The organism is Catellatospora sp. TT07R-123 (assembly GCF_018327705.1).
GTDB lineage: Bacteria > Actinomycetota > Actinomycetes > Mycobacteriales > Micromonosporaceae > Catellatospora.
Genome location: NZ_BNEM01000002.1, coordinates 1,400,144 through 1,425,457, shown reverse-complemented (window position 1 = coordinate 1,425,457; position 25,314 = coordinate 1,400,144). Strand labels below are relative to the sequence as shown.

Annotated in this window: 25 protein-coding genes; 14 read left to right on the top strand and 11 right to left on the bottom strand. The window is 72.8% G+C overall.

From position 1 onward, the window contains the following. Positions 1-80 precede the first annotated feature (80 nt). Positions 81-1,550 (top strand): RICIN domain-containing protein, encoded by a 1,470-nt coding sequence (locus Cs7R123_RS26315; RefSeq protein ID WP_212830383.1) that lies wholly within the window; start codon positions 81-83, stop codon positions 1,548-1,550. A gap of 45 nt (positions 1,551-1,595) precedes the next feature. Here the strand turns inward: Cs7R123_RS26315 and Cs7R123_RS26310 are convergent, their stop codons facing one another. After that, positions 1,596-2,489, bottom strand: coding sequence for a hypothetical protein (locus Cs7R123_RS26310; RefSeq protein ID WP_212830382.1), 894 nt, complete (start codon positions 2,487-2,489; stop codon positions 1,596-1,598). A gap of 506 nt (positions 2,490-2,995) precedes the next feature. On the opposite strand from Cs7R123_RS26310, the gene Cs7R123_RS26305 reads away from it, so the two are divergent. Continuing rightward, a complete protein-coding gene (locus tag Cs7R123_RS26305; RefSeq protein WP_212834527.1) occupies positions 2,996-3,307 on the top strand; it encodes a hypothetical protein in 312 nt (103 codons plus the stop codon). A 603-nt stretch (positions 3,308-3,910) separates the two neighbouring features. On the opposite strand, the gene Cs7R123_RS26300 is transcribed toward Cs7R123_RS26305, so the two are convergent. After that, positions 3,911-5,134, bottom strand: coding sequence for an SLC13 family permease (locus Cs7R123_RS26300; protein WP_244872158.1), 1,224 nt, complete (start codon positions 5,132-5,134; stop codon positions 3,911-3,913). A gap of 195 nt (positions 5,135-5,329) precedes the next feature. On the opposite strand from Cs7R123_RS26300, the gene Cs7R123_RS26295 reads away from it, so the two are divergent. The 4 genes from Cs7R123_RS26295 (at position 5,330) to Cs7R123_RS26280 (ending at position 10,962) form a co-directional block, all read left to right on the top strand. Continuing rightward, on the top strand, positions 5,330-9,118 hold the full coding sequence (locus Cs7R123_RS26295) for a P-loop NTPase fold protein (protein WP_212830381.1): 3,789 nt from the start codon (positions 5,330-5,332) through the stop codon (positions 9,116-9,118). 94 nt (positions 9,119-9,212) lie between these two features. Further along, positions 9,213-9,557 (top strand): antibiotic biosynthesis monooxygenase, encoded by a 345-nt coding sequence (locus Cs7R123_RS26290; protein ID WP_212830380.1) that lies wholly within the window; start codon positions 9,213-9,215, stop codon positions 9,555-9,557. A gap of 59 nt (positions 9,558-9,616) precedes the next feature. Beyond that, a complete protein-coding gene (locus Cs7R123_RS26285; RefSeq protein ID WP_212830379.1) occupies positions 9,617-10,003 on the top strand; it encodes an SgcJ/EcaC family oxidoreductase in 387 nt (128 codons plus the stop codon). A gap of 20 nt (positions 10,004-10,023) precedes the next feature. Further along, the gene (locus Cs7R123_RS26280; RefSeq protein ID WP_212830378.1) at positions 10,024-10,962 is read left to right on the top strand and encodes a sigma-70 family RNA polymerase sigma factor; all 939 of its coding nucleotides are present in this window, start codon (positions 10,024-10,026) and stop codon (positions 10,960-10,962) included. A 28-nt stretch (positions 10,963-10,990) separates the two neighbouring features. On the opposite strand, the gene Cs7R123_RS26275 is transcribed toward Cs7R123_RS26280, so the two are convergent. Then, entirely contained in the window at positions 10,991-11,251 is a 261-nt protein-coding gene (locus tag Cs7R123_RS26275) for a hypothetical protein (protein ID WP_212830377.1), read from the bottom strand. Positions 11,252-11,329: 78 nt separating this feature from the next. Between Cs7R123_RS26275 and Cs7R123_RS26270 the strand changes: the two genes are divergently transcribed. Further along, entirely contained in the window at positions 11,330-11,950 is a 621-nt protein-coding gene (locus Cs7R123_RS26270) for a hypothetical protein (protein ID WP_212830376.1), read from the top strand. Between the two features lies 1 nt (position 11,951). Here Cs7R123_RS26270 and Cs7R123_RS26265 read toward each other — a convergent pair whose 3' ends face one another. The 3 genes from Cs7R123_RS26265 to Cs7R123_RS26255 are packed head-to-tail and all read right to left on the bottom strand — an operon-like array spanning position 11,952 to position 15,378. Continuing rightward, a complete protein-coding gene (locus Cs7R123_RS26265) occupies positions 11,952-13,334 on the bottom strand; it encodes an MmgE/PrpD family protein (RefSeq protein WP_212830375.1) in 1,383 nt (460 codons plus the stop codon). Continuing rightward, positions 13,331-14,179, bottom strand: coding sequence for a cyclase family protein (locus Cs7R123_RS26260; protein WP_212830374.1), 849 nt, complete (start codon positions 14,177-14,179; stop codon positions 13,331-13,333). Before Cs7R123_RS26260 ends, Cs7R123_RS26265 begins: the two co-directional genes overlap by 4 nt. Further along, entirely contained in the window at positions 14,179-15,378 is a 1,200-nt protein-coding gene (locus Cs7R123_RS26255) for a CaiB/BaiF CoA-transferase family protein (RefSeq protein WP_212830373.1), read from the bottom strand. The genes Cs7R123_RS26260 and Cs7R123_RS26255 overlap by 1 nt, the downstream gene beginning before the upstream one ends. 81 nt (positions 15,379-15,459) lie before the next feature. On the opposite strand from Cs7R123_RS26255, the gene Cs7R123_RS26250 reads away from it, so the two are divergent. The 3 genes from Cs7R123_RS26250 to Cs7R123_RS26240 are packed head-to-tail and all read left to right on the top strand — an operon-like array spanning position 15,460 to position 18,312. After that, on the top strand, positions 15,460-16,887 hold the full coding sequence (locus tag Cs7R123_RS26250; RefSeq protein ID WP_212830372.1) for a dihydroorotase family protein: 1,428 nt from the start codon (positions 15,460-15,462) through the stop codon (positions 16,885-16,887). A 37-nt stretch (positions 16,888-16,924) separates the two neighbouring features. Beyond that, positions 16,925-17,536, top strand: coding sequence for a hypothetical protein (locus Cs7R123_RS26245; protein WP_212830371.1), 612 nt, complete (start codon positions 16,925-16,927; stop codon positions 17,534-17,536). A gap of 47 nt (positions 17,537-17,583) precedes the next feature. Continuing rightward, a complete protein-coding gene (locus Cs7R123_RS26240; protein ID WP_212830370.1) occupies positions 17,584-18,312 on the top strand; it encodes a DUF6193 family natural product biosynthesis protein in 729 nt (242 codons plus the stop codon). 7 nt (positions 18,313-18,319) lie between these two features. Here the strand turns inward: Cs7R123_RS26240 and Cs7R123_RS26235 are convergent, their stop codons facing one another. Continuing rightward, complete coding sequence (locus Cs7R123_RS26235) at positions 18,320-19,054, bottom strand: hypothetical protein (protein ID WP_212830369.1); 735 nt, start codon at positions 19,052-19,054, stop codon at positions 18,320-18,322. Positions 19,055-19,342: 288 nt separating this feature from the next. Then, on the bottom strand, positions 19,343-20,080 hold the full coding sequence (locus Cs7R123_RS26230; RefSeq protein WP_212830368.1) for a peptidylprolyl isomerase: 738 nt from the start codon (positions 20,078-20,080) through the stop codon (positions 19,343-19,345). A gap of 69 nt (positions 20,081-20,149) precedes the next feature. Between Cs7R123_RS26230 and Cs7R123_RS26225 the strand changes: the two genes are divergently transcribed. After that, a complete protein-coding gene (locus tag Cs7R123_RS26225; RefSeq protein ID WP_212830367.1) occupies positions 20,150-20,395 on the top strand; it encodes a hypothetical protein in 246 nt (81 codons plus the stop codon). A gap of 25 nt (positions 20,396-20,420) precedes the next feature. Then, entirely contained in the window at positions 20,421-20,783 is a 363-nt protein-coding gene (locus Cs7R123_RS26220) for a hypothetical protein (RefSeq protein ID WP_212830366.1), read from the top strand. Between the two features lie 86 nt (positions 20,784-20,869). On the opposite strand, the gene Cs7R123_RS26215 is transcribed toward Cs7R123_RS26220, so the two are convergent. The 3 genes from Cs7R123_RS26215 to Cs7R123_RS26205 all read right to left on the bottom strand — a co-directional run bounded on the left by Cs7R123_RS26215 (position 20,870) and on the right by Cs7R123_RS26205 (position 23,351). After that, positions 20,870-21,343: an NUDIX hydrolase gene (locus Cs7R123_RS26215; protein ID WP_212830365.1), complete on the bottom strand. Its 474-nt coding sequence runs from the start codon at positions 21,341-21,343 to the stop codon at positions 20,870-20,872. 30 nt (positions 21,344-21,373) lie between these two features. Beyond that, entirely contained in the window at positions 21,374-22,207 is an 834-nt protein-coding gene (locus Cs7R123_RS26210) for a DUF4253 domain-containing protein (RefSeq protein ID WP_212830364.1), read from the bottom strand. 250 nt (positions 22,208-22,457) lie between these two features. Beyond that, on the bottom strand, positions 22,458-23,351 hold the full coding sequence (locus Cs7R123_RS26205; RefSeq protein ID WP_244872157.1) for a hydroxymethylglutaryl-CoA lyase: 894 nt from the start codon (positions 23,349-23,351) through the stop codon (positions 22,458-22,460). Between the two features lie 61 nt (positions 23,352-23,412). Between Cs7R123_RS26205 and Cs7R123_RS26200 the strand changes: the two genes are divergently transcribed. Then, entirely contained in the window at positions 23,413-24,606 is a 1,194-nt protein-coding gene (locus Cs7R123_RS26200; RefSeq protein WP_212830362.1) for a CaiB/BaiF CoA-transferase family protein, read from the top strand. Beyond that, the gene (locus tag Cs7R123_RS26195; RefSeq protein ID WP_212830361.1) at positions 24,606-25,244 is read left to right on the top strand and encodes an isochorismatase family protein; all 639 of its coding nucleotides are present in this window, start codon (positions 24,606-24,608) and stop codon (positions 25,242-25,244) included. The genes Cs7R123_RS26200 and Cs7R123_RS26195 overlap by 1 nt, the downstream gene beginning before the upstream one ends. Positions 25,245-25,314 lie beyond the last annotated feature (70 nt).

Sequence of the window (25,314 nt, the reverse complement as noted above, 5' to 3'; positions counted from 1 at the left end):
GAGTATCGAAAACTGTCGACTGTGTCGGAAGTGGATGGATAGCTTGCGGGTTCCATCCACTCCCGAGAGGAGCCACGCCCATGGCTCTGCCGACACCCCTACGCGCCCGGTGGCTGCTGCCCGCTGCCGCCGCGGCGCTGCTGCTGTCCACCGCCCTGTCCGGTTCGGCCACGGCCCGTCCCGCCGCGCCCGAACCCGAGTTCCACGCCTTCGGCGCCGACGCCCGCCCGATCGCGATGCCGGTCGACGACGCCGCCCGCGGCCTCGTGCACAAGGGACTGGCCGCTGACACCAATGGCGTCTGCGTCGGCGGCTTCCGGGTCGTCTCGGTGCAGCCCGTCATGTGCAGCCACGGCCCCGACGCCCCGCCCGCCGAGCTGTCGGTCAAGCGCGGCATCGCCCCGATGAAGGCGCTGGCGGCGCCCCTGGCCGCGCTCGCCGTCTGCGAAGGCGACGGGGTCTCCGGCCGCCGGGTCGAGGTGCTGTACGTGCACGGCGACACCAACCGCTACAGCCAGTACCTGGAGACGTTCCGGACCCTGGCCGAGGGCATGGACGTCATCTACAACGAGAGCGCCCGGGAGACCGGCGGCGAGCGGCACATCCGCTTCGTCACCGAGAACGTCAACGGCGCCTGCCGTCCCGTCGTGCGCGACGTGCGGGTCGCGCAGTCGTCGCTGTCGGAGTTCGGCGCCAGCGTCAACGCCGTCAAGGCGCTGGGCTACAACCGCACCGACCGCAAGTACGTGATGCTGACCGAGGCCAACGTGTACTGCGGCATCGGCGGGTTCGCCGGGGACACCCGCAAGACCGACGACAACCGCTCCAACTTCGGCCCCGAGTTCGGCCGCTCCGACAACGGCTGCTGGACCTCGGCCGTGGCCAGCCACGAGCTCGGCCACAACCTGGGCGCGGTCAACAACAACGCGCCCAACGCCTCCGGCGGCGCGCACTGCACCGACGAGTACGACGTCATGTGCTACTCCGACGAGCCCAACCACCCGCAGATGCGCTACCTGTGCACCGCCCAGTCGCACGACCAGCGGCTGGACTGCAACCACGACGACTACTACAGCACCAACCCGCCCTCGGGGTCGTACCTGGCGAACAACTTCAACGTCGCCGACAACCTGTTCCTCATCCGCGGCGGCGGCAGCGGCGCGCGGTCGATCATCAACCCGGTCTCCGGCCGGTGCCTGGACGTCTCCGGCGGGCGTACCGCCGACGGCACCAAGACCCAGCTGTGGGACTGCCTGAACAACCCGGCGCAGCTGTGGCAGCGGGTCGGCAACACGCTGGTCAACCCGAACTCCGGCAAGTGCCTGGACGTCGCCGGGGCCAGCACCGCCGACGGGGCCGAGGTCCGGCTGTGGACCTGCCTGAACAACTCGGCCCAGCAGTGGATCTTCCAGGCCAACGGCAACCTGCTCAACCCGGCCTCGGGCAAGTGCCTCGACGCCGACGCGTGGGGTACGGCCAACGGCACCCCGACCATCCTGTGGGCCTGCGGCGGCGGCCCGCAGGCCAACCAGGTGTGGGTCTGGCGCTGACGCGCCATGCCACGGGGCGGGCCCTCGGGCCCGCCCCGTCCTCGGTCACAGACTGGGCCACACCAGGCCGAAGAACAGGATCAGCGCCATCGCCCAGATCAGCGAGCCGACCAGCGCCGTCACCCACGGCTGGCGGCTCTTGACCAGCAGGAACGGCGCGTGCACCAGGAACGCGAACACCTGCCCCACCAGGCCGGTCTCTTTGATGACGCTCAGCAGCTGGTCGGAGACGGTGTCCAGGTGGGTGTCCTGCAGCCGGGCCTCCATCCGCTGCGCGACCAGCCCGTAGTACCCGAACACCACCGGAAAGATCCAGTACGGTGAGATGTGTACGAGCTCGGTCTCGGACAGCCTGCCGAACAGCACCGTGTGGATCACCACGGCCGAGCCGAGGCCCAGCGTGATCAGCGCCGCGTAGAACATCCGCTGCGCCCGGCCGGCGGGCACCGGCGGTGCCCCTGCCACCACCCCTGCCGCCACCCCGGGCACCGGGGCCGTCACCGGTACGTTCGGGTGGCCGCACTGCGGGCAGGCGGTCGCCGCGACGGAGATCTTCCACTGGCAGGCCGCGCACGCGGTGAACGCCGGTGGCGGCGGCGCGCCCGCGCCCGCGGTCTCGGCGGCCGCGGCCCGGACCAGCTCGGCATCGCGCCGCCGACCGCCGGTGACCAGCACCACGATGCCGCCGAGCAGGCCCGCCCCAGCCCCGGCCAGCATCATGTCGCGGTTGTATTCGGCGTCCTCCAGCCGCCACAGCGTGTACTCGGCATAGCTGGCCCACCGGTCCCGCTCGGCGGGGTCGGTGGCGGCGGCGGTCTCCCGCAGCTGCCCGGCCCGCACCTCCGCCTCGCGGTCGGCTTCCTTCCAGGCCGAGATGCCCAGCATCAGCAGCGGAAAGCTCAGAACGAGCAGCACGAATCCCGGAGCACGGCGCGACATGTGTCTCCCCACATTGGACAACCTCCCCGAAATTGCACCACGCCCCCGCCACCCACCCCACCCCACCCAACCCCCTGACAGCGCGAAGCTCCGCACCGTGTGGGCGCGAGACTCCGCACCGCGTGGGCGTGGGGATCCGCACCGCGTGGGCGTGGGGATTCGTGCTGCGTGGGCGTGGGGACTCGCGCCGCATGATCGCTGTCTCCGGTCAGAACCCGCAGTTGGCGCCGACTTTCTGACCGATGACGGCGATCATCGAGTGGCCACCGGGCAAGATCGTTGTTTCCGGTCGGTTCTGGGGGTTCTGGACGCCGAAAGTGAGGTCTTGGCCGAGAGCGCGGATCCAGCGGATGCCGGGATTGCGAAGATCGGCGTCCCCGGCCGCTTCGTCGTCGGCCTGAGCGTTGTTCCATTGGGAGCGGCGCAGGTAGCGATCAAGCAGTGGGAGGGGCCTGGTTCACGGCCGATCGGAAGTGGGGCGCGGTGCGATACTGCGCGGCGTGACGATGGCACAAGGAGAGAACCCGGCCGAGGCGCTGTTCCTGGTCGCGGTGGTGGAGATGGCCCCGGGGCACGTCGACGCGGGCCGGGAGTACGAGGACGCGGTGCTGGCCGTACTGCACAGCTACGGCGGCACGGTCGAACGCCGCCTGTACAGCACCGACGGCGGCGCCACCGAGGTGCAGCTGATCCGCTTCACGTCCCGCGCTGGTTACGAGGCCGCCCTCGCCGACCCGGACCGCCTCGCCCTACGTGCCCAGCTAGGCGCCGCCGCCCCCACCACCCGCGTCATCGAGGTACACGACCCCCGCCCTTGACCCCACCCTCGCCGCTCGCCCGCCCGCTCGCCCGCCCGCCCGGCCGCGCGAAGTTGCCGGGCAATCGGGCGAAAGAGAGCCCAAGATACGCCCGATTGCCCGGCAACTTCGAACGTCTCTGAGCCGCGCCCACACCAGGTCCGTGCCCGGCCGCGCCCGCACCACGCCCCGCGCCGCACCACGCCCCGCGCCGCGCCCGCCCCGCGCCGCGCCCGCCCCGCGCCGCGCCCGCCCCGCGCCGTGCCCGCACCGCGGCCCCGTGCCCGTGCCCGCACCGCGGCCCCGTGCCCGTGCCCGCACCACGCCCCGCGCCTGTGCCGCACCGCGCCTGGGCCGCGCTCCGTGCCGCACCGGGCCGCTGCCTACACCGGGCCCGAGCCCAGTCTGCCGGGCTTGGCGCAGGTCCATGATTTGTGCAGTTTCGGGGAAAGTGTGCGAAACGCGGGACACATTCGTGCACTTTCCCCGAAACTGCACGGACGTTGCCGGAGCGAGCGCGAGCGCCGGAGCGAGCACGGGTACGAGCGCGAGCGAGCGTGGGTGTGGGCGCGAGGGATGGCGGAGGCCGGGTGGTGCGCCGTAGGTGGTGCGGGGCGGGTGGGGTCAGGGGGTGAGGAGGAGGGCGCCGGTGGTGGTGGCGAGGGTGAGGATCGCGGCGACCGTGCTGGCCAGGATGAACGGGCGCCACTGGATGCGCAGCCCGTTGGCGCGGCAGCGTTCGGCCCAGATCATGGTGGCCAGCGACGCCCACGGCACGATCAGCGGGCCGACGTTGGTGCCGATGAGCAGGCCGATGAGCTGGTCGTGGTTGGCGACCGGGATCACCGACTCGCCCGCGACGTAGCTGGGCAGGTTGTTCAGCAGGTTCGCCGAGCCCGCGCCGACCGACGCGGCCCGGATCACGCCCTCGGTGCCGGGGTCGGTCCCGATCAGCGCCGACATGACCGTGGACAGCCCGTGCCGGCTGATCGTGTCGACGACCAGGAACAGGCCGGTGACGAAGACCAGCAGCCGCCACGGCAGCATGCTCCAGGACAGTTCGGTGCGGCGCCAGATCAGGAACGCCACCAGCAGCAGCACCGCGCCCGCGATCGAGGCGATCTCGATGGTGACGCCGGTCAGGATGCAGACGATGAACCCGGCCACGCAGACCGCCGCGACCCGGAACAGGCGCGGGTCGGCGGGCCGGTGCGGCGGGGGGATCTCGTACCGGGGCGGGTTGGTGCGCCAGTAGAACAGCCAGAGGCACAGGCCGATCGGGATCAGGGCGGCCAGCTGCGGCAGCGCCATCTTGGCGGCGAAGTCCAGCGGCTCCAGGTCGATGCGGTCGGCGGCGAGCAGGTTGGTGAGGTTCGACACGGGCAGCAGCAGGCTGGCGGTGTTGGCCAGCCAGACCGTGGTCATGGCCAGGGGCAGCGCGGCCGTGTTCGCGCGCCGCGCGGTGGCCAGCAGCACCGGGGTGAGCAGGACCGCGGTGGTGTCGAGGTTGAGGAAGATCGTGTTGAGCGCGGCGAACGCGAAGCAGAGCAGGAACAGCGCGACGTTGCGGCCGCGGCCCAGAGCGGTGACCTTGACCGCGATCACGTCGAACAGCTCGGCGCGGGCGGCCAGCTCCGCGAGCACGATCACCGAGCCGAGGAAGACCAGCAGCGGCAGGATCCGCGAGACGGTGGCCTTCGCGTCGGCGTACGGCAGCAGCCCGGTCGCCACGGCGGCGCCGCCGCCGAGCAGCAGCCCGATCGCGATCCAGTCCATCGCCTCCAGGCGCGGGCGTGGCCGCGCGGTGACGAGTTCTGGCTGCTCCTGCTGCTGCCGAGTGGTCGTCACCGGGCCGGCTCCTGTCGCGTCCGTGATCTTCACTTTCATCCGCACCCGGTCGTCGTCGTTCGCTGGTGATCAGGGCCTACTGTACGTGTGGTCATCCACCTATGCTGATGTCGCCACGGTGATGGGGGACTAAACGTGACGCAGGCGATGGGTCATACGCTCAGTGGCCAGATCGACCATATGGTCTTCGTACGCGTGGATCAAGATCTGATCCTGGCGGCGGGGCGCAGCCAGGGTGTAGACCTGATCGAGGCGAAGTCGAAGCAGCTCATCCGCATCGTGGCGGCGGGCATGCCGGTGACGGCGCTGGCCGCGCTGCCGTCCGGGCAGCACGGCGACCACCTGCTGGTGGGCGGGCCCAACGGCGAGATCCGCGAGATCAACCCGGGCAACGGCCACGAGGTGCGCCAGCTGGTGCACGGGCGGGGCGAGATCCGGGACTTCGCGGTGGGCCGGGGCGTCGGCGGCACGGACGTCGTCGTGGTGGCGCGGGAGAGCGGCGTGTCGCTGTGGGACCCGCGCGCCGCCCGGGACCCGTTCACCGAGCTGGTCGCCGACGCCTCGAAGCTGAGCGCCCGGCCGTTCAAGGTGTGCCTGTACCAGCACGAGGGCCGGCCGTACGCGGCCTGCGCCCTGACCGACGGCACGATCCTGACCTGGGACCTGACCGAGCGCGGGGCGGAGCCGGTGACGACGCCGGGCCACAGCGGCCCGATCTGGACCGTGATCGCGCTGCCGCCCGGCCCCGACGGCGCCCAGCTCGTCGCCTCCGGCAGCTCGGACCAGGTGATGAAGGTCTGGCTGCCGACCGGCGGGGGCCTGCGCCTGCTGCGCGAGTACCACACGGGCGGCACCATCCGGCGCCTCGGCCACGTGGTCGACGCCGGGGTGGCGATGCTGGTCACGGCGTCGGCGCGGGGCCAGGTGTCGCTCTGGCGCTACGACGGCCCGACCGAGCGGCCCGCGGCGGAGGTGGCGCTGCACAGCGGCGAGGTGTACGCCGTGGCCTGCGAGACCCTGCCCGACGGCATCCTCGTCGCGTCCGGCGACTTCAACGGCGACATCAAGATCAATCGTCTGACCTCCAGCGTACTGCTGGACCAGCAGAAGAACGACGTCACCCGCATCCCGAACACGATCTGGGCCGTCACCGGCGGCACCGGCGAGTCGGGCGACTTCTACGCCTGCGCCGGGGTGAACCGGATCATCTACGTCGTCGACCCGGCCACCCGCCAGCACCGCCATACGCTGGAGGGGCACGACAGCACCGTACGCGCGCTGGCCTTCGGCGGGACCGCCGAGCGCCCGCACCTGATCAGCGGCGGCGCCGACCACCGCGTCTACGACTGGCATCCGGAGACGGGCTGGCGCGAAGAGCTGCGCATGGGCCACGAGGCCGAGGTGTGGGCGCTGGCCACCGCCGAGCTCGACGGCCGGTGGTATGCCGTCAGCGGCGGCCCCGACGGCACCGTCCGCACCTGCCCGCTCGACGACCCGAACGACATGAGGATCCTCGCCGACGAGGTGGGCGAGGTGTCCTCGCTGGCGGTCGGCTACGCCGCCGACGAGGTGCGCGTGATCATCGGCTCGACCCAGGGCCTGTTCCGCATCCCGCTGCTCGGCGGCGAGCTGCGCACCGTCGAGACGGACTCGATCGCCGACGTCGCCACCGTGCGCGGCGGGCCCCGCGCCGCCGGGCGCCCCGACACCACCAACCTGGTCGTCGTGGCCCGCACCGACGGCAACGTCGAGTTGTACGACGTCAAGCTCGGCGTCCTGGTCAAGCGGTTCGCCATGCCGGTGACGCCCGAGACCAGGGCCAACCGGCAGGTGCGCGCCGTGGCGATGCACCGCACCGCCCAGGACGACGTGCTGGTCTTCGGCGGCTGCGACAACGGCGAGATCCTCAAGTGGGACCTGGACGGCCAGCTCATCGGGCAGGCGTCCAAGCCCGCGGGCAGCGACATCTCGATCCGCGACCTGCACGTCATGCACCAGACCGCCACCGCCGGGGTGACCTCGGGCCTGCTCAGCGGCGGTCACGACGGCGTGTTGCGGCACTGGCCGATCTCCAGGGACAAGCCGCTGTCCTCCGGCGGCGTGCTGGAGTCCCCGGTCGAGGCCACGTCGATCCTGCTACAGGACCAGCCGGCCGACTCGGACCTGCTCGCCCGCGCCGCCCTGACCAAGACGCTGGTCAGCGCGCTGCGCTCGGCCGAGCCGATCGCGCCGGTGGTGGTGGGCGTGCACGCGCCCTGGGGCCAGGGCAAGTCCAGCATCCTGCGGCAGATCCGCGCGGCCGTCGACGAGCCCGGCAGCCGGGACAAGCCGTCCGCGCCGGAGTTGCAGACGCACCGCCTGGTCATGAACGACACCGGCAGACCGGTGACCACGAAGGTGACCCCGACCTGGGCCTGGCAGCGGCTTCAGGAGCGGGCGGCCGAGAACGAGCTGCCGTACCGGATGCGCCCGGTCGGCGGCACGCCCACCCCGATCACGGCCTGGTTCAACCCGTGGATGTACGAGGAGCGCAACCAGATCTGGGCCGGGCTGACCAACGAGATCCTGACCGCGATCACCCGGCGGCTGCCCCCGGAGCAGCGGCGGCGGCTGTTCATCGACCTCAACCTCAAGCGCACCAGCTCCGCGCAGGTGCGCAGGCAGATCCTGGAGAGCTACCGGCCGCACACCCTGCGCGGCGTCATCGGCCTGGCCGCTGCCGCGCTGGCGCTGGTCGCCGCCGTCGTCGCCACGATGGTGGCGGTCGTCAACACCGGCGAGCTCGACAAGATCCTCGGTAGCGCCGTCGTGATCTTCCTGGCCGCGCTCGGCATCGTGATCCGGCTGGTCGCCACCAGTGCCAAGGGCTTCAACGTCTGGTACGACCCACTGGCCGACAGCGGCCCGCGCATGGGCGGCGTCAGCGCCCCGGACTCGGTGTCCGACCCGCTGGAGACGCCCGACCGGGGCTACCTGTACCTGCTGCGCCACGACGTACGCGAGGTCATCGACCTGGTGGCCGACTCGCCGCTGTACATCTTCATCGACGACATGGACCGGTGCAGCCCCGGCATCGTGGCCGACACGATCGAGGCCATCAACCTGTTCCTCACCAAGGCGTTCGGCCCGTGCATCTTCGTGATGGGCCTGGACCCGGCCACGGTCGCCGCGCACCTGGAGTCGCATCTGCCCGCGATCGACAAGCGGGCCAAGGAGGACCCGGTCACCTACCGGCACCTGCGTCACACCGGCTGGCGGTTCATGGAGAAGATCGTCGACCTGCCGGTGCGGCTGCCCCGGGTCACCGACATCGCCATGCGCAGCTACCTCGACCAGCTCCTGCTGTCCAACCGGGTCCGCCCCCGGGTCGTGGTGCCGCAGGAGCAGGCCCCGCCCGGCGACCGCCGCCGCGGCTTCCGGCGGTCCAAGCCGTCCGTCACGGCCGCCGCACCGGAACCCGCGGCCGCGCCGGCGATCCCCACCCAGCGCACCGGCCCGCAGGCGACGGCCACCGCGGCCGCGGGCACCGACAGCGTGCTGGACCGGCTGGAGGACATCCCCGTCGTCCGCGACGCCCTGCACGAGGCCGTGCAGAACCTGCCCGGCCGCAACCCGCGCCAGATCAAGGCGTTCGTCAACCTGTGGCGCTTCTACATGGCGCTGGAGCACGAGCTCGGCGCCACCACGAGCAGCCTCAGCGGCACCCAGGTGCACAGCGCCGAGATGGCCCGCCTGGTCGAGGTCATGGTCCGCTGGCCGTGGCTGCTCGACCCGCTGGGCGTCCGCCGTACGGTGCGGGGCAAGTCGGTGATCCTGCTGGAGCTGCTGCTGCGGGTCGCCCCGGACGACGCCGGGTGGGACCGGGTGGTCAAGGAGGAGGGCATGGACGCCGACGACGAGGACATGCGCGGCCTGCGCGAGCTGCTGACCCGGCGCGGCGCCGACGGCCCGGAGCTGGTGGCCATCGCGCGCCGATACCTCTGATCCGGACTGTCTGCTCGGTCTCCTCGGAGAGCGGCGGTCGTGGCGCGACGATAACCGGTTGCGCGCGGCCGCTGCCGTGCCATTAGCATCGGGCATGATCACCCCTTACCGGGATCGGCCCGAGCCGCCCTACTACGCCGTCATCATCACCAGCACGCCCAGCGGAACCGACCCGGAGGGCTACGCCGCGATGGGCCGCCGGATGGGAGAGCTCGGCGCGGCGCAGCCCGGCTACCTGGGCCGCGAGTCGATGTACGCCCCGGACGGCAGCGACCTGACCGTCATCTACTACCGCGACCCCGAGTCGATCCGCGCCTGGCAGCAGCATCCCGAGCACCTGGAGGCGCAGCGCCTGGGCCGCGACCGCTGGTACGCCCGCTACCGGGTCGAGGTGGCCCGGGTGGAGCGCACCTACGACTTCACCGCGCCGCCGATGTGATCCGACGATGTGACCGGCGTCACCGATGAGTTCCGGCGGTGGCGCCGGTATACCTCGGCATGACTGACGAAACCGCTGTTCTGGCCGTATTCGACCGCCTCTACCAGGCCTGGCGCGACAACGACGCCGACGCGTTCGTCGAGGACTACCTCGACGACGCGACGGTGACCATGCCCGGCGTGTTCCACCAGGGCCGCAGGGCCGTGCGCGACTCCATGAAGGCCGCGTTCGCCGGGCCGCTGAAGGGCTCGCGGGCCGTCGACGAGCCGCAGGACATCCGCATCATCGACGGGTCGACCGCGATCGTGGTGAGCCGGGCCGGGGTCGTGCCCGCCGGACAGGCCGAGGTCGCCGCGGGCCAGGCCAAGCACGCGACCTGGGTACTGTGCAAGCGCGGCGGCGCCTGGCGGATCGCCGCCTACAGCAACACCCCCGCCCAGCTCTGACGCACTGAGGAAAGACGACGGTGAGCGACGCTTTCGCCCGACGCCTGGACCCGTACCGGCGCGAGATCCTGGTCCACTGCTACCGGATGGCGGGGTCGGCCGACGACGCCGAGGACCTGGTGCAGGAGACCATGCTGCGTGCCTGGCGGGCCCGGGACCGGTACGACGAGAGCGTCGCCTCACTGCGCACCTGGCTGTACAAGATCGCCACCAATGTGTGCCTCACCTGGGTGCAGGGCCGCCCCCGGCGTGAACTGCCGACGAGCCTCGTCGCCGCCGGCCACGACCCGCACGCCCCGCTGACCCCGGCGCTGGACGTCGCCTGGCTGCAACCGCTGCCCGACGAGACTGCCGACCCGGCCGACCACGCGGTGCGGCGCAGCAGCGTACGGCTGGCGCTGATCGCCGCCATGCAGCTGCTCCCACCCCGGCAGCGGGCCGTGTTCCTGCTGCGCGACGTCCTCGGCTACCCGGCCGCCGAGACCGCCGAGCTGCTCGGCACGTCGGTGGCCTCGGCCAACAGCGCCCTCCAGCGCGCCAGGGCGATCGTGGCGGCGGCCTGCCCGCAGGAGTCCGCCGTCGGCGAACCCGCCGACGCAGAGGTCGCGGCCGCGGTGCGGCGCTACGTCGACGCCTTCGAGGCGGCCGACGTCACCGCGCTGGTCGGGCTGCTGACCGGTGACATCGTGCTGGAGATGCCGCCGGTCGCGCTGTGGTACCGGGGCGCCGGCCTGTACGCCCGCTTCATGGAACGGGTCTTCGCGATGCGCGGCCGCAGCTGGCGGATGCTGCCGTCGTCGGCGAACGGCCAGCCCGCGCTGGCCGCGTACGTCGGCGACGGCACCACGTTCCGGCTGCACACGGTGCACGTGCTGACCGTCTCGGCGCAGGGGATCTCGCGCATCACCGTCTTCCAGGACCCGCAGGTGCTGCGCCGCTTCCCGGCCGCGCCCGCCTAGCCTGCTCAGCCGTCCCCGTCCGGTTCGGCTACGGCAGCTGGCCGAGCCGGTTGGCGATCCAGGTCCAGGTGTTCAGCTCGGTCGGGTCGTAGATCTGCGTGAACGGCGGGCACCAGAACAGGTTCGCCGTGTCGTCCTGGCACTGGGCCGCCGACTTGGGTAACGAGTCGGCGTTCTCAGCCCGCCCGCCGCCCGCCGCCCGCGGGCAGCACCCCTGGCCGAGTTGCCCGGCAATCGGGCGAAAGCGGGGCCTCGATACGCCCGATTGCCCGGCGACTTGGCTGATCAAGGGGTCGCCGAGGGGACTGGCCCATCCTCCTAGGATGGTGTAGGCGGTGTGGGGTTCGGGACGGGGTAGGGTCGGGGCGTGAGCGGGCGGTCGTACATGCTGGCGGCGCGGATTCCGATGCCGCGGTCCGGGTTCGAGGGCTGGCTGGACGCGCCGCTGCCGGCGGTGGAGGTCATCGCGAATCCCGATGCGATGTGGACCGGGTGGGCCGCCGACGGTGCGGCCGCCGACTGGGATCTCGCCGAGCTGGCGGAGTATCCGGGCGCCGTGCAGACCCTGCTGGAGGAGCGGCGCAGGACGGCGCGGGAGCTGCTGGCCCAGCGGGTGCCGAACGGCTGCGTGGCCCGCCACCGCGACGGGGCGCTGGAGATCTACCTGTACGACTACCACGCCGACAGCTACCGCACCCGCACCGAGCTGCTGATGCTGGCCGGGGCGGGCCGCTTCGCCGACGAGGGCCGGCACCCGGTGCTGCACTGGGGCGGCAACGTCTACCCCGACCTGCCGCTCGCCGGCGACCCGCCCCTGTCCGTGCTCATCGTCTCGCGTGACGGCGCCGCCTTCACCGACCGGTACCCGATCGAGGCGCTGATCGAGACCCTGCGCCCGGCCGAGGCGGCGTTCCTGGCCACGTTCGAAGGTGACGGCGATGCCGCGCCGGACCTGACAGGTGCCGTCGACCCGCTGCTACTGCCCTGATTCAGCTCTGGACGGTGCAGGTCTCCAGCAGGCGGGCCGCGGGCGACTGCCGGTAGGCGCGGTCGGTCAGCAGCGCCGCCTGCACCGGCGTCAGCACCCCGGCCGTGTTCACGGTGAACTTCAGGGCAAGCTCGGCTTCGGTCAGCGGGTGCTCGGCGCTGCCCCGCGACGAGTCGACGCGGTGCTCCAGCAGTTCGCCGGTGCGCGTGCGGACCCGCAGCACCGCCGCGAACGCCTCCGGGAACAGCCCGGTGGCCCGTTCGTCGGCCACGCAGGTGATCCGGGCGGCCAGCGCCAGGCAGTCCTCGCGCAGGTCGGTGAAGTCGCCCAGGCTCAGGCCGAGCCCGCCGCCGCCGAGCAGCGCCGCCGCCACCGTGTACGGCCCGGAGAACTTCCCGTGGTACGCGGTCTGCGGCCGGGCCTTCTCCGCGACCGGTTCGGCGATGGTCCGCAGCACCGGCGCGGCGACGCCCAGCTCGGCCGACACGACGTCGGCGGGGTCGAGCCCGGCGGCCCGCAGCGCCAGCGCGCAGTCGATGCCCGGGTGGGTGAAGTGGTTGGTGGGGTAGGGCTTGTACACGGTCCGCGACAGCTCCCATCGGGTGCCCAGGTCCCCGAGCAGCGCGTCGGCGTCGAATCGGCCCGAGGTGTACGCGGCGAAGAACCCGAACCGCCCCTCCAGCACCGTCGGCGGCCCGGTCAGCCCGTCGGCGGCGAACACCGCCGCGCCGACCCCGGCGTGCGCGGCCCAGCCGCAGTGGGTCTTCTTGACCGTGCCGCCGGTGCGGTTGGCCTCGATGAGCCCGGCGCCCATGCTGGCGGCGATGCCCATGGCGTGGGCGGTCCCGGCGGCGTCCAGGCCGTGCAGCAGCGCGGCGGCGGCCGCGGCGCCGATCGTGCCGCAGATCGAGGTGGCGTGCAGGCCGCGGTCGAAGAAGACCGAGTTGCGCAGCTCGCGGTCGTACGCGGCCATGCCGAGCCGGTTGCAGATCTCGATGCCGGCGGCGACGGCGCGGACCAGCGCGGGCCCGTCGGCGCCGGTCGCCTCGGCGGCGGCCAGGGCCGCGGGCACCACACCCGCGCTGGGGTGCAGCACGGACGGCAGGTGGGTGTCGTCGAAGTCGAGCGCGTGCGCCATCACACCGTTGACCAGGGCGGCGGCGGGCGCGGGCAGGCGGTCGCCGGTGCCGATGACGGTGGCTTCGGGCGTGCCGCCCCAGCGGCGTACGGAGGTGAGCACGGCGCGGACCGCGGGGTCGTCCTGCGCGGCCAGGGCCAGGCCGAGGATGTCGAGGACGCGGCCGGGCACGCCGTCGGGGACGGCGCCGTCGCGGCAGGACACGGCGAACTCGGCCAGGGTGTGTACGGCGCGGTCGGCGTTCACGCGAGCACCGCCAGCGGCCGGACCGGGGCGCCGGTGGCCCCGACGATGGGCAGCGGGTTGAGCACGAGCAGCAGCTCGCGGGCGCCGGTGCGCAGCAGCGGGTCGAGGTTCATGGTCTCGACGATGTGTACGCCGTGCTCGACGAGCAGCACCCGGTGGGCGGGCAGCACGGCGTGGCCGCGACCGGCGGGGATGTGCTCGAACGCGATGGTCTCGCCGCCGACGGCGACGGGCTGGTGCGCGGCGAGCCACCGGGCGGCGGCCTCGCCGGGGCCGGGGGTGCCGTCGCGGCCGCCGATGAACGCGTCGTGCTCGTGCCAGCGCCGGGACCAGCCGGTGCCGACGAGGATCGTCTCGCCGGGGGCGAGTTCGATCCCGTCGGCGGCGGCGGCCAGGTCGTCGGGGGTGATCTCGTAGCCGGCGGGCAGCACGTCGACGCCGTGGACCTGGGCCACGTCCAGCACCACCGCGCGCCCGAGGTAGGGCGGGAAGGTGTCGATGCCGAGGTCGCTGAAGCCCTGGTGGGACTGGAGTCCGGCGGCCTGGCGGCCGCCGTGCAGCCGCCCGTCCTGGGATACGTGGGCCAGGGCGTCGACGTGGGTGCCGACGTGGCCGCCGGTGACGATGAGCTCGTTGGCGGCCGAGCCGCCGTCGGGGCGCATCATGTCGCCGTGGCGGCGTTCCAGGGCCATCCGGAACGGCGGGTGGTTGGGCGACTGGGGCATGCCGCGGCGCATCGGCTGGGCAAGGTCGAGGACCTGGCGGCCGCGTACGGCGGCCCAGGGAGTGGCCGTGGGGCGGCCGCTGTGGGCGGGTTGCAGCGTGTGCGGGTCGAGGTCCTGCATCAGATCACTCCGCTCTCGCGCAGGGCGGCCAGCTCGGCGGGGTCGAGGCCGAGGCGGTCGCGGTAGACGGCGTCGTTGTCGGCGCCGCGCGGGCGGCCGGTCCAGCCGATGCGGCCGGGGGTCTGTGACATGCGGTAGAGCACGTTGGGCATGCGTACCGGTCCGAGCGCCGGGTCCTCGACGGTGGTGATGGAGTCGAGCGCCGCGTACTGCGGGTCGGCGAAGATGTCGGCGATGTCGTAGATCGGGGCGACGGCGGCCTGGGCCTGGTCGAACGCCTCGGTGACCTCGGCCAGGTCGCGGTCGGCGATCCAGGCGGCGACGTGGGCGTCGAGCAGGTCGGCGTGGGCGGCGCGCCCGGCGCCGCTGGCGAACCAGGGTTCGGCGATGACCTCGGGGTGGCCGACCAGGTGCATGACGCGTTCGGCGACGGCCTGGGCGCTGGTGGAGACGGCGACCCAGCGGCCGTCGCGGGTGGCGTACGTGTTGCGCGGGGCGTTGTTGACCGAGCGGTTGCCGGTGCGGGGCTGGACGAGCCCGAGCTGGTCGTACGCCATGGCCTGCATGCCGAGCACGGTCAGCATGGGTTCGATGATGGCCAGGTCGACGACCTGCCCCCGGCCGTCGCCGCCGTGGTCGCGGTGGTAGAGCGCGGTGAGCACGGCCTGCGCGCAGACCAGCGCGGACACGCCGTCGGCGAGCCCGAACGGGGGCAGCGTCGGCGGGCCGTCGGGCTGGCCGGTGATCGCGGCGAAGCCGCTCATCGCCTCGGCGAGGGTGCCGAACCCGGGCCGGTGGGCGTAGGGGCCGGACTGGCCGAACGCGGTGACGCGGGCGATGACCAGGCGGGGGTTGAGCTCGTGCAGGACGTCGGGGCCCAGGCCCCAGCGTTCGAGGGTGCCGGGCCGGAAGTTCTCGATGAGCACGTCCGCGTCGGACAGCAGCCGCTTGGCGAGCTCGGCGCCTTCGGCGCGGCCGAGGTCGAGGGTGACGGTGTGCTTGTTGCGGCCGAGCATGGTCCACCACAGCGGGACGCCGTCGCGGGACGGGCCGTGGCCGCGCGAGGGGTCGCCCTTGGCCGGGTGCTCGATCTTGATGACGTCCGCGCCGTAGTCGCCGAGGATCGTCGCGGCCAGGGGGCCGGCGAAGAGGGTCGCGGCGTCGACGACGGTGATCCCGGTCAGGGCTGCGGGCGGCATGGCGCAACGGTAACGGCTCTACCCGGAAAATGGAAACCTCGTTACAGTGTGCGAAACGCAGCTCTCCGGGAGGTACCCGCCGTGGTCCGTTACGACCTGCTGGTCAAGAACGCGACGCTGGTCATGCCGTATGTCGGCACCGTACGCGCCGACCTGGCCACCCGCGACGGCCGCATCGCGGCGATCGCCGACGAGATCCCGGCCGCGCAGGCCGACCAGGTCATCGACGCCACCGGGCGGCTGGTCTTCCCCGCCGCCGTCGACGCCCACTACCACCTCGGCATCTACCGCGACCTCGCGCTCGACGCCGCCGAGGAGACCCGCTCCTCGCTGGTCGGCGGCGTGGGCACGGTCCTGTCCTACTTCCGCACCGGCCAGCACTACCTCAACCGCACCGGGCCGTACGCGGAGATCTTCCCGCAGGTGCTCGACGCCGTCGCCGGGCACGCCTGGACCGACTACGGCTTCCACCTCGCGCCCATGGACACCGCGCAGGTCGGCGAGGTCCCGTCGCTGGTCGACGACCACGGCGTCAGCTCGTTCAAGTACTACATGTTCTACAAGGGCTTCAACCTGTCGGCCGACTCCCGCGACGCCAAGTCCTTCACCATGAGCGACGAATACGACCTCGGCCACCTGTACCAGCTGATGGAAGCCGTCGCCGCCACCCGGCGCGAGGGCCGCCGGGTCTCGCTGTCGCTGCACTGCGAGCAGGCCGAGCTCATGCGGCTGTTCATCGACCGGGTACGCGCCGCGGGCGACCCGCAGACGCTGAAGGCCTACTCCGACGCCCGCCCGCCGCTGACCGAGCAGGTCGCCATCGGCGAGGCGACCACCCTGGCCCGCGCCACCGGCTGCCCGGTCAACCTGCTGCACCTGTCCAGCGCCGCCGCGATCGCCGCGGCCGCCGCCGCCAAGGCCGACAAGTCGCTGGACCTGCGCTGCGAGGTCACCCTGCACCACCTGTGCCTGGACCACGAGAGCCTGGACCGCAAGGGCGGCCTGGGCGCGAAGGTGAACCCGCCGATCCGGGCCGTGTCCGACACCGAGGCACTGTGGGCGGGGGTGCTCGACGGCACCGTCGACTGGGTCGCCTCCGACCACGCCTGCTGCATGGAGGAGCACAAGGGCGACGCGCTGTGGCCCGCGCTGCCCGGCTTCGGCGGCACCGCGCTGCTGTACCCGATCCTGCTCAGCGAGGGCATGCACAAGCGCGGCCTGTCGCCGCAGCGCGTCGCCGAGCTCGCCTCGGCCAACCCCGCGCGGGCGTACGGGCTGGCCGGGCGCAAGGGCAGCCTGATGGTCGGCGCCGACGCCGACCTGGCGATCGTCGACCCGGAGCTGGAGCAGGAGGTGACCTCCGACCTGCTGCTGTCCGGCCAGGACCACTGCCCGTTCGAGGGGCACAAGGTCAAGGGCTGGCCGGTGGCCACCGTCGTACGCGGCCACGTCGCCTACGCCGACGGCGCGGTCCTCGGCGGCCCGACCGGCCGGTTCGTGTCCCGCTGACGAGGTCGCTTGCCGGTGCGCGCTACTCTGCCGGACCGTGAGTGATCATCGGGTTCGGCCGTCGCGCGTCGTCATCTCCACCGTGGCCATCGTGGCCAGCCTCGTCGCCACGGTGTGGCTGAGCAGCGAGGCGTACACGATCGGCTGGCTCGACGACGCCCAGCAGGGGCTGCGCGACGACGGCTTCGCGATCATCGCGTGCTACGCGGTGGGCCTGGTCCTCGGCACCGTGCTGCACAGCGTCCCGGCGCTGCTGCGCGGGCGCCCGCTGGCCCCGGCCTGGGGCGCGGCGGGGCTGCTGGCGGTGTACGGCGCGGCCGTGACCGGGTTCGCGTGGCTGCTGGCCGGGGTCGCCCCGGCGATGTCCAGCAGCCGCCACCGGCACGACCCGGGCGCCCTCTACACGACCTGGCTGGTCTGCGTACTGCTGCCGCTGGCGGCGGTAGTGTGCGCCGGCGGACTGTTCCCGCGTCGGACCGCGCCGGACCCCGTCGCCGTGCAGCCCGTGCGGCCGGACCGGTCCGAGCCGGGGCCGGTCGCCCTGCTGCGTCGCGGCCCGCTGCTCGTCACGGGCGTGTTCGGCTGGCTCATCGGCGGAGTCGTCCTGATCCTGCTGCTCATCGCCATCGTGATCAAGATCCTCGCCTAGCGCACGGACGGGTGGTCGCGGCTGCGCCGACCGGGCACCATGGACCGATGCCCGACCAGGAGAGCCCCTACCGCCTCGACGCCGCGCTGTACCCGGAGATCGCCGCGGTCGGCGGGCTCCTGCGCGCGCTGGACGCCGAGTTCGAACGGTTGGGCGTCGCGCCGCGGGCCCGGCCGAACCTGGAGCCAGCCCAGGCCGCGGAGCGGTCGGTCACCGTCGGGGACGGCGAGCGCCACACCAAAGTGCTGCTCGGGTGGCGCGAGCCCAGGATCTGGGTGAGCATCCGAACAGGACGGCTGGTGTGGGCGCAGGGGTTCGCGCCGGACCTGGCGGTCGCGGCCGACACGGCGGCGCGGTGGCTGGGCGGCGCGCGGGCCGTCGAGGTCGCGGCGGTGTGGCCGTACCTCGGGTCGGTCCGACTGGTCGAGGCCCGGGAACGCGGCGACGTCGTCGAGGCTGCGTGGCTGTCGCTGCACGACAACCACATGGACGACGTCGTACGCGCCCGCCTGCACCCTTTCCTCGCTCTGGCTTTCCAAGAGCCGCGGCTGCGGCGCCTGCGGCCGTTCACCAGCCACTGGACGCTGTGCTTCAGCCGGACCGTGACCTATCCGTGGTCGCGGGACTGTCCCTCGGTGGACCCGTTGCTCGAACCCGGCACCTACCGGGTCCTTGCCGCCGACGGCCGGGAACTCGGCGTCGCCGACGCCGCCGGATGCCTCGCCCTCGTCCTCGCGGAACTGGACGCGACCGCCGCCGGACCACCGGACGCCTAGCCTTGCCTCAGTCGGCTGCTGCGGGCGGGGTGGGGCGGCGCAGGGCGAGGGCGGTCGCCAGCGCGGCGACGAGGGCGGTGGCGACGAAGTGGGGCAGGACGGAAGTCCACTCGGTGCTGTGGCCGATGCTCCAGCCGAGGACGGACAGGGCGCTGACCCCCACGAGGACGCCCGCGGTGATCGCCGCGTCGCGGCGCAGCCAGCCTGTCGCGGCAACGGCGATGCCCCACGGCAGGCCGAAGATCAGCCCGTACGTACCGAGCATGGTGATCGGGGTCAGGCCGCGGAGCATGGTGACCGGCAGCAGGACCGCGACCGCCGCGCCGACCGCGAAAGCCGACTTGCGCTGGACGTCGGTGGTCTGCCCGGCCCAGGCGCCGCTGCGGCGCATCGCGAGCAGGCAGGCCGCCGTGGCTGCCGCGCCCGCGACGGCGAGGACGACTGCCAGCGACCTGAGCAGGGGCAGCATGTCCCAGCCGGTGCCGACCATGCCGGAGAACGGCTCCCAGTGCTTGATGGCCCAGATACCGGTGGCGCAGAGCTGACCGGCGGCGAACAGGCCCGCCGTCGCGGACACCCCGGCGGCGGCCGGCCGGCCGACCGCCAGCACGAGTCCGGCTGCGGCCAGGACCGCCAGCAGGGCCCAGCGGCCCGCGCCGTAGAGGGACGCGGTGCGGTCGAAGATGTGCGAGCCGGCGGGTATGGCCAGCGCCACCGCGCTCGGGACGATGGTGGCCAGCACAACCGCTCCCGTCCACCGGTTCGCCGATCGCCCGGTGTCCGCAGTTGATGACATGCTGATCGCCCCCGTCGACGGCCTGTGATGGACCGCCTCATGCTGTCCGGTCAGGACAGTGCACGCAAGGTAAGCCGATCGGTCAGGGGTCGGCGGTCATGAGGACACCTGCGGTGGTCCTGGAACTGTGCCTGCCTCGGTCCTGCCTCCTGCGGCACTCGAATGACCCGCTGAGCTCGAATCGAAATCCGGGCTCAGCGGGGCTCCTCTGGTGTGCGGAGGCTCAGCGTCCGGTCAGCAGAACGGGAGCGGGAACAGGTGTACGCAGGCCCGCTGGATGTCGGCGGTCAGCGCGGGCGCGCCGTCCACGGGGGCCGGGTCTTCGGGGGTCGGCTGGATCCCGCCCGCGGCGATGGCGTCCAGGGCGGCCATCCCGGCTTCGTCGATGGTGCCGAAGACGGTGTAGTTGGGCCGCAGGATCGAGTCGGCGTAGACCAGGAAGAACTGGCTGCCGTTGGTGTCCGGTCCGGCGTTGGCCATGGCCAGGGTGCCGCGCGGGTAGTAGACGCGGCCGGGCCGGTCGGGCACGGGCGGCAGGTCGGTGGGCAGTTCGTCCTTGTACTGGTAGCCGGGGCCGCCGCTGCCGGTGCCGGACGGGTCGCCGCACTGGAGCACCTTCAGCGTCGGGTACGCCGTCAGCCGGTGGCAGCTGGTGTCGTTGTAGAACCGGTGCAGGATCAGGTGCTCGAAGCTCTGCACGGTGCAGGGCGCCTTGGCGGCGTCCAGCGTGATCGTGATCTTGCCGTGGCTGGTGTTGAGCACGACGTGGGTGTTCCAGGTCTGCTGGTGCCGCGGATCGAAGGGCAGCCCGACCGGCCGGACCGGCGGGTCGTCGGGGGTCTCGGCATACTGGCAGGGGCCGTTGGTGGTCCGAGGAGCCGGGGCGGCCGCGGCGGGGGTGGTGGCGGCGGCGGCGGTCAGCAGCCCGGCGACGAGTCCGGCGACGGTGAGCCGGATCAGGTTGATTCGCATATGGAAAGATATACATCAAGGCACGGCTGTGGGTGAGAAACGGCTGGCCCGTGCCGATAGGGTTTAGGCGTGACAATAGAGCTCGCCTGGCAGATCTCGTACGAGGGCGAGCTCGACGAGCGTCCCACCCCGGACGACGGCTTCCCCTACGACGTGGACGAGCTCGCCGCCGGTATCGGGCCGCTGTCGCCGTACACCTGGTATCAGGTGCCGGTCGCGGCCGTGCGCCTGGCGGTCGGCTGGGAGCCCGGCATGGTCGGCTGTGCTGACGGCGAGCTGTTCGCCGAGCTGACCCAGCTGAGCCGGGCATATTGACATGTTTCGCGGTAAGGTGTCGGGTGTGCAGCATGACTCGCGCACCATCGCCCGTACGGCCCGCTGGCAGTGGATCATCGGATGCGCGGTCGGAGTCGCGCTCGACATCGCGCTGTGGATCTGGATGAGCGGAAGCCCGTTCATCACCCATACCAGGGCTGAGCGCCATTACGACGACAACATCCATGTCGGCGACATCGACCCGCACATCTACCGTGGCCTGGGCGCGGTCCTCGCTGTGGCGCTGGTCGGCGGCCTCCTCGGGAGAGCGGGCCGGACGCGAGCCGTGGGCGAGCCGATATTCGTCTTCGGTCTGCTCGGCAGCTTCGTCTTGGGCGGCCTCATCCTGCTCGCCGCTGGACTGGACATCCCCCTTTCCGAGATGTGAGGGCCGAACCAGGACGCCGCTTCGATCTCCTCCAGCCGGGCCAGGCCGGGCCGGCCGTCACAACTGCCGCGCCCGCGAGACCCCGGTCAGTGCGGCTCGACGGCGTGCTCGGCGTAGACGCAGCGATCCTCCTGCCTGGCGGCCAGCGCGAGCCGCAGCCGGTCGGCCAGGCGCTTGGGCACGTACTCTTCGAGGTCGGCGGCTTCGACGAACCGGGTTTCCTCGATCTCGCCGTCGGCGAAGACGAACGATCGGACGTCCTCGTCGCTCAGGGTCCCGCCGTCGAAGATGAACAGCAGTTTGTCGCCTTCGGGGGCGAGCGGCGCCCAGTCCACGACCAGTGGCTGCCCGTTCACCGGCAGGTCACGCCCCAGCTCCTCGACGAGCTCGCGGCGGCACGCGGCCAGCGGCGATTCGCCCGCGTCGACGTAGCCGCCGGGAATCTCCCAGCCGTGCTTGTAGCCGGGCTTCACCAGCAGTGGGCGACCGGCGGGATCGGTGAACAGCGCGCCCGCCGTCAGCCGCGCGGAGGCGTGCTGCTCATGTTCGTGTACGGCCATCGGCTCAGCCTAATGGCGCGGCCGCCGCCGTCAGTCCCACCAGAACGCCCAGACCGGCTGGTCGACCAGCATCCGGGCGTACTCGGCGAGGTCGGTGGCCGTGCCCTGCCAGACGTTGTCGGGGCAGAAGGCGAAGTGCTCGGCGGCGACGCCCAGCGCCTCGTCGGCGGTGGCGGGCGGGGCGGCGACGCTGACGTACAGCTCGGCGAAGCCGACGCCGATCACGTACGCGCCGAACCGGTCCTGCCAGGAGCGCAGCACGGCGGACAGCTCGGCGGTGTCGTTGGCGTAGTTGGCCGCGCCCTGCCAGCCGATGGCCGTGATCGCGTCGGCGGGGTGGTCGGCGGCGGCCAGGCCCAGGCGCAGGTGCCGCCGGGCCGACAGCAGCTCGGCGGCGCACAGGGCGGCGTGGCGGCGCGGATCGTGGCGCTGGGGCAGGGCGGGGGACAGGCCGGGCCAGCTCTGCCCGTACGGCGCGGTCACCGCGAGCCGCTCCCGCGGCGGCAGGTTGTCGTCCTCGTCGATCTCGGTGTGGTCGGTCCACCACCGGGCCAGCAGCGCTCCGGCGTCGAGGTCGGCGGGGTCGGACATGTCGGCCGGCCAGAGCTCGCCGTCGTCCCACGGCCGCCGGGCGTCTGCGCTCAGGTGGTCCAGCAGCAGCGGCCACAGGCCGGAGCGCTCGTGCTCGGCGAGCAGCGCCGTCCACAGCCCGGCCGGTGCGGGGCCGTCGCCGACCCAGAGCGCGGGCTGGTCGTCGCCGCCTTCGCCGCCGTACACCAGGCGGCCCTCGGGCAGCATCGCGGCCAGACCGTCGCCCGGTGCCTCGACCAGTGCCGCCAACCGCCGCGCAGATGATCTCGCCACGCGATGCAGCATAGAACGCCTGCGGCCAGGTCCGGCCGCTGGTGGCCTACGGCTGGCCGACGGTGGTATCGGGAGCCGCAGTCGGGGCCGGGCGGGCGTCGCGCCAGCGGATCGCCTGGTATCGCAGGGCCGCCGCCGCGCCGGCCTGCGGAATGATCGTGCAGTTTCGGGGAAAGTGCGCGAATACCGCCCAAGATTCCTGCACTTTCCCCGAAACTGCCGCCACTCCGCCCCGCCCCGCGGGTGCGGGTCAGTGGGCGGGGAACAGGCCGGCTCGGCCGAGCATCGCGGGCGCGGTGATGCCCAGCCGGTCGGCGATCCAGGTGCCGGTATCGGCCAGCGCGGCCGGGTCGGTGCCGGTGGCCACCCCGGAGCGCGCCAGCAGCCAGGCCAGGTCCTCGGTGGCGATGTTGCCGGTGGCGGCCGGGGCGAACGGGCAGCCGCCGATGCCGCCGGTGCTGGCGTCCAGCGCCCCGAACCCGTGCTCCAGCGCCGCCATCGCGTTGGCGTAGCCGGTGTTGCGGGTGTTGTGGAAGTGCGCCCGCAGCGCGACCTGCGGCGCGACCGACCGCACCGCCTCGGCCAGCGCCGCGACCTGCCGGGGCACCCCGGCGCCGATGGTGTCGGCCAGGCAGATCTCGTCGGGCTGCCCGTCCAGGCCCAGCTCGGCGATCTCCCGTACGCGCGCGGCGGCGACCTCGCCGGTGAACGGGCACCCGAACGCGGCCGCGATGGTCAGCGTGGTGCGCAGCCCGGCCTGCCGGGCGGCGGTGCCGACCTGCGCCCACTGGGCCAGGCTGGCGCGGGTGTCCATGCCCTGGTTGCGCTGGGAGAATTCGTCGGTGGCCACCACCACGTAGTTGACCTCGTCGACGCCCGCGCTGGCCAGGGCACGGTCCAGGCCCCGCCGGTTGAGGACCAGGCCGATGTAGGAGACCCCGGCCGGGCGGGGCAGCGCCGCCAGCACGGCTTCGGCGTCGGCCAGCTGCGGCACGCGGGCCGGGTGGGCGAACGCGACCGCCTCGATCCGGCGTACGCCCGCCGCGAGCGCACGGGTGACGTACTCGACCTTCACCTCCGTGGGCAGCAGCGTCTTCTCGTTCTGCAGCCCGTCGCGGGGCCCGACCTCGACGATCTCCGACACGGTGCTCCTTCCTGCATGGTTCCACTGGCGAAACGGTGTTTCCAAAGCATAGGATGCGGCCGTGACTGGGGCACTATCCGATATCAGGGTCATCGAGACCGGCACGCTACTGGCGGGCCCGTTCTGCGGCCAGCTGCTCGGCGACTTCGGCGCCGAAGTGATCAAACTGGAGGACCCGGGCAAGGGCGATCCGATGCGCCAGTGGGGCCGGGAGAAGCCGCACGGGCAGTCGCTGTGGTGGCCGGTGGTCGCCCGCAACAAGAAGTCGGTCACCTGCAACCTGCGTACGCAGGACGGGCAGGACCTGCTGCGCCGCCTGGTCGCGCAGTCCGACGTGCTGCTGGAGAACTTCCGCCCCGGCACCCTGGAACGCTGGGGCCTGGGCTACGAGCAGCTGGCGGAGATCAACCCGAGGCTGATCCTGGTGCGCGTCACCGGCTACGGGCAGACCGGGCCGTATTCGCCCCGGGCCGGGTTCGGCTCGATCGGCGAGGCCATGGGCGGCATCCGGTACGTCACCGGCGAGGCCGACCGGCCGCCGTCGCGGTCGGGGATCTCGCTGGGCGACTCGCTGGCGGCGACGTACGCCGCGTACGGCACGCTCGCCGCGCTGCACGCCCGCACCCGCACCGGCCGGGGCCAGGTCGTCGACTCGGCCATCTACGAAGCCGTGCTGGCGATGATGGAGTCGCTGGTCACCGAGTGGGCGGTGGCGGGCTACCAGCGTGAGCGCACCGGCGCGATCCTGCCCAACGTCGCCCCCAGCAACGCCTACCCGACCGCCGACGGCAGCGAGGTGCTGATCGCGGCCAACCAGGACACCGTGTTCGGGCGGCTGTGCGAGGTCATGGGCACGCCCGAGCTGGCGGCCGATCCGCGCTACGCCACCCACGGGTCGCGCGGGGCGCACCAGGCCGAGCTCGACGACCTGATCAGCGCGTGGACGCGGGCCCAGCAGTCGGACAAGCTGCTGGCCGCGCTGCACGAGGCGGGCGTGCCGGCCGGCGGGGTCTACACGGCCAAGGACATGCTGGCCGATCCGCACTTCGCCGCCCGCGAGGCGATCGTGCGCGTGCCGCACCCCGACTTCGGCGAGCTGCCGATGCAGAACGTCGCGCCCCGGCTGTCGGCCGACCCGGGCGCGGTCCGCTGGGCCGGACCGGCCCTGGGCAGCCACAACGACGAGGTCTACGGGCAGCTGCTGGGACTGTCTGAGGACGAGCGGGCGCGGCTGCGCGAGCAGGGGGTCATCTGATGGCCCTGGACGCCGACTACGCCGCCGCCGGGTTCGCGCGGCGGCTGGGCTGGGGGCGGCGGCCCGCGCTGCTGCTGGTCGACCCGGTGGTGGCGTACACGGCGGACGGGTCGCCGCTGCGCCTGGACACCGGGGACGCCGCGGTGGCCGCGATGGCGGGCCTGCTCGCGGCCGCGCGGGCGGCCGGGGCGCCGGTGGTGCTGACCGGCGTCCGGTACGCCGACGCCAGCTGTGCCGAGGCGCCGCTGTTCGCCGCGAAGGTGCCGGTGCTGTCGGTGTTCGCGGCGGGCGGGCCGCTGGGGGAGTTCCCGGCCGCGCTGGCCCCCGCCCCGGGCGAGCATGTGGTGCTCAAGCACTACGCCAGCGCGTTCGCGGGCACCGCGCTGGCGGCGTGGCTGACCGCCAACGGGGTGGACACCGTGGTGATCGGCGGGTTCTCGACCAGCGGGTGCGTCCGGGCGACCGCGGTGGACGCGCTCCAGCACGGGTTCCGGCCGATGGTGGTGCGCCAGGCGTGCGCCGACCGCGACCCCGGGCCGCACGAGGCGAACCTGTTCGACCTGGACGCCAAGTACGCCGACGTGGTGGACCAGGCCGAGGCCCTGGACCGGCTGGCGGCGGCGGGAGGTCCCGTCTGACGTTGGCACATCGACAGTCTTGTTTCTCTTGAGGAAACGATGTTCCACTGTGGGAACCAGTTCCCTAATA